Source organism: Rhodothermales bacterium (genome assembly GCA_034439735.1).
In the GTDB taxonomy this organism is placed as follows: Bacteria; Bacteroidota; Rhodothermia; order Rhodothermales; family JAHQVL01; genus JAWKNW01.
In genome coordinates this window covers 1-8,423 of the sequence record JAWXAX010000212.1, presented here as the reverse complement: position 1 = coordinate 8,423, position 8,423 = coordinate 1, and the positions used below count along the sequence as shown (strand labels likewise).

Here is an 8,423-nt window from a genome sequence, read left to right as displayed (position 1 = left end):
GCATTTTCTGGGTCCCCGCCTTCGCGGGGATGACTTGTTCGTTATGCAATGCGCAAAACTTAACGGTTTCTTAAGTAGTTATGCACTCCCAAATCACGCGGAATGCGCATTCAACTCCTGAATCGCATGTTCTGGCGCTGGCAGTCCACGAATTGCCTCTTTCCCTGGGCATCCCTGGTCTAAGCCGGGCACTATACTCTTACTCACCAAAGAAACCCGTCATCCCCCGGTCAAAGCCGGGGGCAGGCTCCCGCGAATGCGGGGAACCATGCGAGCTTCAACGATGACGAAGTTGCGAGAAAGGAACAGCAAGTGAGCTATTCTCGATTGTTCAATGGATCCCCGATCGGGGTCGGGGATGACGATCCGAGTGGGAGGACCGTCGATAAACCCACTTTCAACTCCTGATTCGCATTAATCGCTAATCGCTAATCGCTAATCACGCCTTTCGCCGCATCCTCCCCCCGAACGCCCCATCGATGCCGTGGTGCTGAGGTAATGAGGCCAAATAGCCCTCTGGGGACACGACGGCTCCGGGCACGAACCCGCCGGCGGGCTCCAGGCTGTACTCGGGATGCCGCTTCAAGAAGCCCTCGATCTGGCGCTCGTTCTCTTCGGGTTCGATGGTGCAGGTGCTGTACACCAGCACTCCGCCGGGTTTGACGAGGCCGGCGGCGGCATCCAGCAGCTCGGCCTGGAGGGCAGTGACGCGCATCAGCTCCTCCGGGGTTCGTTTCCATCGCAGATCCGCCCGTTTGGCGAGGACGCCCAGACCGGTGCACGGCGCATCCAGCAGGACGCGGTCTCCGAGGCCGGCGAGGTCGCGATCAGGCTCGGCGGCGTCCATTTCGCGGGGCTCGACGATCGACAGACCCAGCGGCCGCATGCCGGTACGTAGCCGGCGAAGACGCTCGGGCTGGGCGTCGGCAGCGATGACCCGGCCGCGATCGCCCATTAGGGCCGCCGCGTAATACGTCTTGCCGCCCGGCGCCGCGCACAGATCGATCACCGTATCGCCAGGTTGCGGGTCCAGCAGTCGGACGACCAGCATCGCGCTTTCGTCCTGCACGCTGCACAGGCCTTCATCCAGCACGCCATCCCGAATCAGGGTCTGGAGGCCATCCACCCGAATCCCGTCCGGCACCAACGGCGAAGGCTCGGCCATCACCCCGAGCGCGGCGCATCGGGCCAGGACTGTTTCGGCGTCCGTCCGCAGGGTGTTTACGCGGAGGGTGTACGTGGGTCGTTCGTTGTTCCAGGTCAGCAGGGCCCGGGTGTCGGCCTCGCCGTATCGCGCCAGCCATCCTTCCACCATCCAGGTGGGATGCGAATAGCGGATGGCGAGCTGCTCCGCGAGATCTTCCTCGACGGGCTCGGGCAGTGCCGCCCGGTTGCGGAGAACGCTCCTCAGGATGCCGTTTACGAGACCGCCGGCGCCTGCCCGAACCATCTTCTTGGACAGATTCACGGCCTCATTCAGGGCCGCGTGTTCGGGGGTGTGGATGAAGAGCAAATCGTAGAGCCCGACCCGCAGGATCTGGTGGAGCGTGTGCTCCATCTTCTCCAATTCCCCCTTGTAATACTGGCTGAGAATAAAATCCAACCAGCGCCGCCAGCGGGTGACGCCGGCAACGTACTCCAGGATCTGGCGATGGTCGCGTGCGTCGGTGCTAGTGGCGAGTTCGCTGACATCGGCGATCGTCGCTCCCTGGAACTCGATCTGGTTCAGCTGCTGAACGGCGCGTTCGCGGGTGGAAAGAGATTGCAAATTAAAGGGGGGAGATTAAATGTGATGGTTGATGGTCAATGGGCGATTAATTGACTCCTTAAACCTTAAACCCCAAACCTTAAACCCTTCACCGGTACCCCTCCGCCTGGAGGCTGAACAGTTCGGCGTAACGGCCGCCGAGGGCGAGGAGTTCTTCGTGGGTGCCGTCTTCGACGAGCCGACCCTGTTCCAACACCAGAATGCGATCGGCCATACGGACGGTCGAGAACCGGTGGGAAATCAACACGGCCATCTTGCCCTCGGTCAGCTCCGAAAACCGCTTAAACACCTCGTATTCGGCCCTTGCGTCGAGGGCGGCGGTGGGTTCATCGAGGATGACCAGTTCGGCGTCGCGCATATAGGCGCGGGCGAGGGCGACCTTCTGCCACTCGCCTCCGGAAAGTTCGACGCCTTCCGAGAACCGCCGGCCCAGCATCTGATCGAACCCTGCCGGAAGTTTATCGATCACGGCGCGCGCCATGCCCATCTCGGCGGACTGCTCGACGCGGGGTTTTTCGTCCCGCTGCTCGATCCGGCCGACAGCGATGTTGTCGCCGGCGGTCCAGTCATACCTGACAAAATCCTGAAAGATCACGCCGATCCGGCTCCGCAGGGCATCGACGTCGTACTCGCGCATATCGTGGCCATCCAACAGGATTCGGCCTTCGTCCGGGTCGTACAGCCGTGCGAGGAGCTTGACGAGCGTCGTCTTGCCGGCGCCGTTTTCTCCGACCAGGGCGACGATCTGGTTGACGGGGAGTTCGAAGGTGAGCTCCCGCACCGCCCACACATCTGTCCCCGGATACCGGAAGCCGACGTTTTCAAAACGAAACCCCTCGCGGAGCGGGCTGGGGACGGGGCGGGGCGAGGCGATCTGGATGATGGCCGGTTTGAGTTCGAAGAACTCAAACAGGTCTTTGAGATACAGCGCGCGTTCGACGATGGTGGCGAAGCTCAGCAGAAGTCCTTCCAGCAAGCCGCGCAACCGTGAAAACGAGCCGGCGAGAAAGGTGAGGTCGCCCACCGAAAACTGCCCATCGACCGTGCGCCATACGATGATCGCGTACGCGGCGTAATATCCGATCGTCCCGAACACCGCCAGCAGGCCGCCCCAGCCGGCACGTCGGATCGAGAGTGTCCGGTTGGCCTGGTAGTAGGCGTCGGCGAGATCTTTGTAGCGGCCGGAGAGAAAATCGGACAGCCCGAAGATCTTCACTTCCTTGGCCGTTTCGTTGCTCGCGCCGGTGTAGCGAAGGTAATCCAGCTCCCGCCGCTCCTCTGTCCACCCGCGGATGAGGGAGTAACTTTTGGTGTTGAAGTGCGCCTCCCCGAGAAAGGCCGGCACGAGCGTCACGATGAGCAGGAGGATGAGCCAGGGCGCCAGGAAGACGAGGCCTGCGGCCAGGAACAGGATCGTCACCAGATTCTGGAGCTGGTTGAAGATCTGGCTCATCAGGACGTGGCGGTTGTACGACTGCTGGCGGGCGCGTTCGAGTTTGTCGTAAAACGTGGACTCCTCAAAATGGATCAGATCCAGCTGCGCCGCATGCCGCATCAGCCGCACCGAGACATCGTTCGTGAACAGATCGCCCAGCAAGCCATCGAGCAGCGAAACGAGGCGGCCGATGAGATCGGACACGATGACCAGCGCCAGCTCCGCCCCCAGATAGAGCCAGATCCGGTCCATCTCGCCGCCGCCGGCGTTGACCAGGCGGATCACTTCGTCGATGATGAGTTTGCCGATGTAGAGCGTCGCCACCGGCACGGCGGAACGGACGAGCCGGAGGAGCAGGTTGGCGACCATCATCCCCGGGCCGGCCTGCCACAACAGACTAAAAAACGGGGGGATATGGCTCAGCGCCGCAAAACGCTCCTTGAAGCCCATCTCCTCGTACGCCTTCTCCTCCGGACTCTTGCGGGGACCGCGGACCGCCGGCCGCGAGGACTGCCTTTCTTTCGCCATAAAAAAACGCTTAACGCGTCAAGAGCACCCGCCTACCCGTCGCGGCCGAAACTCGGGCGGCATCCAGGATTTCTGTGACGGTGAGGTTGTTGTCGAGCGACGAAAGGTCGTGCGGCGCCACGCGTACTTCACCGCGAACGACGGCCGCGAGGTAGGTCAACGGGTGGTCATACGGCGCTTGCAGGCTCACACCCCGCGTGATCTGCTCCTCTTCGCCGGTCTTGCGCACGCGTAGCTTCACGGGGTCGACCGCGATGGCGTAGCCGGAATCCGCATACACCTCCATATCCTTCCGGTGGTACGGCCAGTTCCACGAGGCCTGGATGATGCCGGTCGCCGTCGGGTACTCGACGATGATCGAGGCCTCGTCATCGACCAGGGAGTAGGTGGGGTCGTTGTGTTTCAGGTTCTGGAGGACGGCTGTCACGGCGATGGGGCGCCGGCCAAGCATCATCCATGTCATCAGATTCGCGCCGTAGCAGCCAAAATCCGTTAGCGCCCCACCGCCGTTGCGCACCGGATCGGTCAGCCAGTCCAGAAACTCCGGTTGGACGCCGATCTCACGGGGCCCCATGTGGCCGTCGTGCACGACCATCTTGCGGACCACGCCGTAGTCGACATTCTCGTTGATGCTCTGGTAGACGTAGCGGTTGCTGGCGTACCAGGTGGTTTCGTAGTTGACAAGCACGTGGATGCCGGCCGCGTTTGCGGCGTCACGCATCGCCTGGGCGTGCTCCATCGACACCGCGAGCGGCTTTTCCATCATCACGTGAATCTTCCGCTCGGCCGCCAGCTCGACCACCCGCTTGTGGTCGAACGTGTTCGTGAAGACCGTGATTGCGTCCGGCCGGCTGATGGCCAGCATCGTCGCCAGATCCGTGTATCGCTTCGATGCCTCCACGCCGTACCGTTGCCCATACTCCGCCAGGAGTCGTTCGTTGGCTTCATAAACGCCGACAACCTCGAAATCGGGTCGGCTCAGGGCGTCGCGCAGGAAACCGTGCACGTGGCCATGCACCAGGCCGACGATGGCGATCCGAAGCGGAGGTTGCACGGGGGCGTGCGAGCCGGAGAGGAGCATGACCAGCGGCAGAAGGACGAGCAGGGCGCGGCGCGGGGGTAGGCCGGCTGCGTGGGTGCGAAACATGGCGGAGCGCGGTTGGTGGCGATATCTTGCCATAGAGTACGAAACACGGGCTAAGCGATCCAGAAGCCGTGGAGAAATGGCAGGCGCTTTACTTTTGCATGTTGTTCTGTATATTCGCCTCATTCTTTTTCGCATTCCCACCCCACCACTAGCACGGCGCCTGGCCACTGCTCTGTTTTAGAGAACAGCATGTCGCTCCTGACTGGCTATTCGCTCAACGGGGCGCACGACGAGATGTTCACCGAGGGTCTCGTCCCGCGCCCCCACTATGAAACCCTGTACCGCCGGCTCCATGAACTCACTGTCGAGGAGTTGGGGCAACGCCAGCGGGCGGCGGATCTCGCGTTCCTCCAGCGCGGCATCACCTTCACCGTCTATGGCCATGGCGAAGGCACCGAGAAAATTTTCCCCTACGATATCTTGCCGCGCATCCTGGATCGCGCGGAGTGGGATTTATTGGAGCGCGGTCTCGAGCAACGCATCAGGGCCCTCAATCTTTTTCTGAAAGATATCTACCACGACGGGCATATCCTGCGCGACGGGGTCGTGCCGCGGCAGCTGGTCTACAGTTGCAAACACTACCGGCGCGAGATGCGCAACGTGCGCGTCGCGAAGGATATTTATGTATCGATCGCGGGCATCGATCTTGTGCGGCTGCCGGATGGGACCTTCGCGGTGCTGGAGGACAACCTGCGGGTCCCGAGCGGCGTGTCGTACATGATCAACAACCGGCAGGTGATGCGAAATGTCTTTCCCAAGCTGTTCCAACACTACTCGATTCGGACAGTCGACCATTACCCGAACGCCCTCCTGTCGACGCTTCAGGAAATGGGCTCTTCAGACCGCGACCTGAATATCGTGCTGCTTACGCCGGGGGTATTTAACTCCGCTTACTTCGAACACGCCTTCCTGGCGCGCCATATGGGCATCGAACTGGTCGAAGGGCGGGACCTGCTCATCCACAACAACGCGGTCTACACCCGCACGACAGCCGGCCTGAAACGCGTCGACGTCATCTACCGCCGCGTCGACGACGATTTCCTGGATCCAATCCCGTTCCGTTCGGATTCCGCGCTTGGCGTGCCGGGGCTCTTTAACGCGTACCGCGCCGGCAACGTGATCCTGGCCAACGCTATCGGCACCGGCGTCGCGGATGACAAGGCGATGTATGCCTATGTGCCGGCGATCATCCGGTATTACCTCGATCAGGAGCCGATTCTAGCCAATGTGCAGACCTACCTGCTGGAGGACGATTCGGACCGGTCGTACGTGCTCGAAAACCTCCAGCACCTGGTCGTGAAATCGGTGGACGAGTCTGGCGGCTACGGCATGCTCATCGGCCCCCACAGCACGGCCGCGGAACGGGAGGTTTTCCGAGCCGCCATCCTCGAGAACCCGCGCAAATACATTGCACAGCCTACCCTGTCCCTCTCGGCGGCACCGTGTTTCATCGGCGACCGGATCGTCCCCCGGCACGTGGACCTCCGCCCGTACGTCCTCTTTGGCTCGTCGGTGCGGATCGTCCCGGGCGGACTTACGCGTGTCGCCCTGAAAGAGGGGTCGTTGGTGGTGAATTCGTCGCAGGGCGGCGGAAGTAAAGATACCTGGGTGATCGATTGAGAGGGGCCATATGCTTTCACGTGTAGCCGATAGCCTGTACTGGATGAGTCGTTATTTAGAACGCGCCGAACACACCGCGCGCGTTCTGAATGTCAACCTGCACGGTTTTCTGGATCAGAAGGCCGACATCGTCGATCAGCGCTGGCGACGGGTCGCGGCAAGCCTGTACCTGCCGCTCGACGCCGACAAGACGCCGGAGCCCTATCAGGTGGCGGCGGCGATGACGTACGACACCAGCGTGCGAGGGTCGATCGTCAATAGCATCGTGTCGGCACGGCTGAACGCGCGGGAGGTGCGCGAGCAAATCAGCACGGAGATGTGGGAGCAGGTCAATCGGATGTACTTGCAGCTGCTGCATACCGAGAAACAGAGCATCTGGGATACGGACGCCCACGCCTTTTTCCAGTCCGTCCGCGACGGGGCACACCTGTTTCAGGGGATTTCGGATACGACGCTGAGCCACGAAGAAGGTTGGCAGTTTATCCAGCTCGGACGCTACATCGAACGCGTGCAATCAGTGGCGCGGTTGCTTCAGGTACATGTGGGTGACCACTCGCCGTCTGACGACGTCTCGTTCGCCATCGAGCAATACATGGAATGGGTCGGCCTGTTGAAGTCATGCACGGCCTTCGAAGCCTACTGCCGGCTCCATACCGCCAGCATCCACCCCGACCGGGCCATGTCGTTCCTCCTGCTCCATCCCGCATTCCCTCATTCGGTCCATTTCGGCATTCGGATGATCCTCCAGGCCCTCGCCGCCCTGTCCGCGTCGATCCCGACCCTCAAGCAGAGCGAGGGCTATCGCCTGGCCGGCAAACTCGCCTCTTCATTGCAGTTCGACCCGATCGGCGACATTCTGTCGGACGGCGTGCAAGAGTACCTGGAGGATATCCACGCTCGTTGCCTGCAGATCCACGACAGCATCTTCGAAACCTGCATCAACTACCCCCTTTCCTACAGTCTCTCCTATTAACGCAGCATGCAGTACGTCATACGCCATATTACCCAGTTCACGTACGACAGCCCGATCCGCGAGAGCCGGATGGAGGTGCGCATGTGCCCCCGGACCGAGTCCGAACAACAGTGTTATTCCTTCGAGCTCACCGTTTCCCCGCGTGTTCAGGTATTTTCGTACCAGGACTATATGGGCAACACGGTCCACCACTTCGACATTCCGGGCGTACACGACGCGTTATCCCTCACGTCGCGCGCGCTCGTTGAGGTCCGTCCCCGCGATCACCTCCCTGAATGCGTGGATCCCGGTTTGTGGGCCGAGATGGACCGTATCATGGCCGGCGACGAACACCTCGAAATGGTCCTTCCGAGCGCCTTCACCCAGCCGACGCCCCGACTCATTGACTTCCGCACAGCGTTTTCCATCCATCGTCGCGACGATCCTCTCAGCCTCCTGCGCGAACTCAATGCGCTCATCTACCGCGAATTCGAGTACAGCCCTCAGAGCACGCACGTCAACTCCCCCATCGACGACGCCTTGACGCATCGAAGCGGGGTCTGCCAGGACTTCGCGCACATCTTCATCGCACTGGCGCGGCAACTCTACATCCCCTGTCGATACGTGAGCGGCTACCTGTTCCACCGCCCTGAGACCGATCTGGCGCATAACCGTTCCGCCGAGGACGGTTCGCACGCATGGGTCGAAGCCTATATCCCGGGGCTCGACTGGATCGGGTTCGATCCTACAAACAATACCCTGGCCGACGACAGGCATATCCGTGTCGCCATCGGGCGAGATTACGCCGACGTCCCACCGGCACGTGGCGTCTTCAAGGGGTCGGCCAAAAGCATCTTGCGTGTCGGCGTCTCCGTGGCGCAGGCACGATTCCCTGTCCACGATGCCGCCATGCCGGAGCTGGCGCTGGTTTCCCAACCCGGCGACCCTGCCGGCGGAGCCGCTGCCCTGCTGG

Annotated in this window: 6 protein-coding genes; 3 read left to right on the top strand and 3 right to left on the bottom strand. The window is 61.7% G+C overall.

Going from position 1 to position 8,423, the window contains the following annotated elements; genetic code table 11:
• Nucleotides 1–439 precede the first annotated feature (439 nt).
• From rsmB to SH809_15680, 3 genes are all read right to left on the bottom strand, one after another.
• Nucleotides 440–1,768, bottom strand: coding sequence for a 16S rRNA (cytosine(967)-C(5))-methyltransferase RsmB (rsmB, locus tag SH809_15690; protein MDZ4701152.1), 1,329 nt, complete (start codon nt 1,766–1,768; stop codon nt 440–442).
• A gap of 88 nt (nt 1,769–1,856) precedes the next feature.
• Complete coding sequence (locus SH809_15685; GenBank protein MDZ4701151.1) at nt 1,857–3,731, bottom strand: ABC transporter ATP-binding protein; 1,875 nt, start codon at nt 3,729–3,731, stop codon at nt 1,857–1,859.
• Between the two features lie 10 nt (nt 3,732–3,741).
• Nucleotides 3,742–4,878 carry a Gfo/Idh/MocA family oxidoreductase gene (locus SH809_15680; GenBank protein MDZ4701150.1) on the bottom strand — a complete coding sequence of 379 codons (1,137 nt, stop codon included), beginning with the start codon at nt 4,876–4,878 and terminating at the stop codon, nt 3,742–3,744.
• Nucleotides 4,879–5,067: 189 nt separating this feature from the next.
• Between SH809_15680 and SH809_15675 the strand changes: the two genes are divergently transcribed.
• The 3 genes from SH809_15675 to SH809_15665 all read left to right on the top strand — a co-directional run.
• Nucleotides 5,068–6,498 (top strand): circularly permuted type 2 ATP-grasp protein, encoded by a 1,431-nt coding sequence (locus SH809_15675; protein ID MDZ4701149.1) that lies wholly within the window; start codon nt 5,068–5,070, stop codon nt 6,496–6,498.
• A gap of 10 nt (nt 6,499–6,508) precedes the next feature.
• Nucleotides 6,509–7,471 (top strand): alpha-E domain-containing protein, encoded by a 963-nt coding sequence (locus SH809_15670; protein ID MDZ4701148.1) that lies wholly within the window; start codon nt 6,509–6,511, stop codon nt 7,469–7,471.
• 6 nt (nt 7,472–7,477) lie between these two features.
• Nucleotides 7,478–8,423, top strand: a 946-nt coding sequence (locus SH809_15665; protein MDZ4701147.1) for a transglutaminase family protein, incomplete at its 3' end; no start/stop codon positions are given.

Excerpts from the sequence above, each read along its gene's own strand:
- SH809_15685 (MDZ4701151.1), bottom strand. The coding sequence starts at position 3,731 with ATGGCGAAAGAAAGGCAGTCCTCGCGGCCGGCGGTCCGCGGTCCCCGC.
- SH809_15680 (MDZ4701150.1), bottom strand. The coding sequence starts at position 4,878 with ATGTTTCGCACCCACGCAGCCGGCCTACCCCCGCGCCGCGCCCTGCTC.
- SH809_15675 (MDZ4701149.1), top strand. The coding sequence starts at position 5,068 with ATGTCGCTCCTGACTGGCTATTCGCTCAACGGGGCGCACGACGAGATG.
- SH809_15670 (MDZ4701148.1), top strand. The coding sequence starts at position 6,509 with ATGCTTTCACGTGTAGCCGATAGCCTGTACTGGATGAGTCGTTATTTA.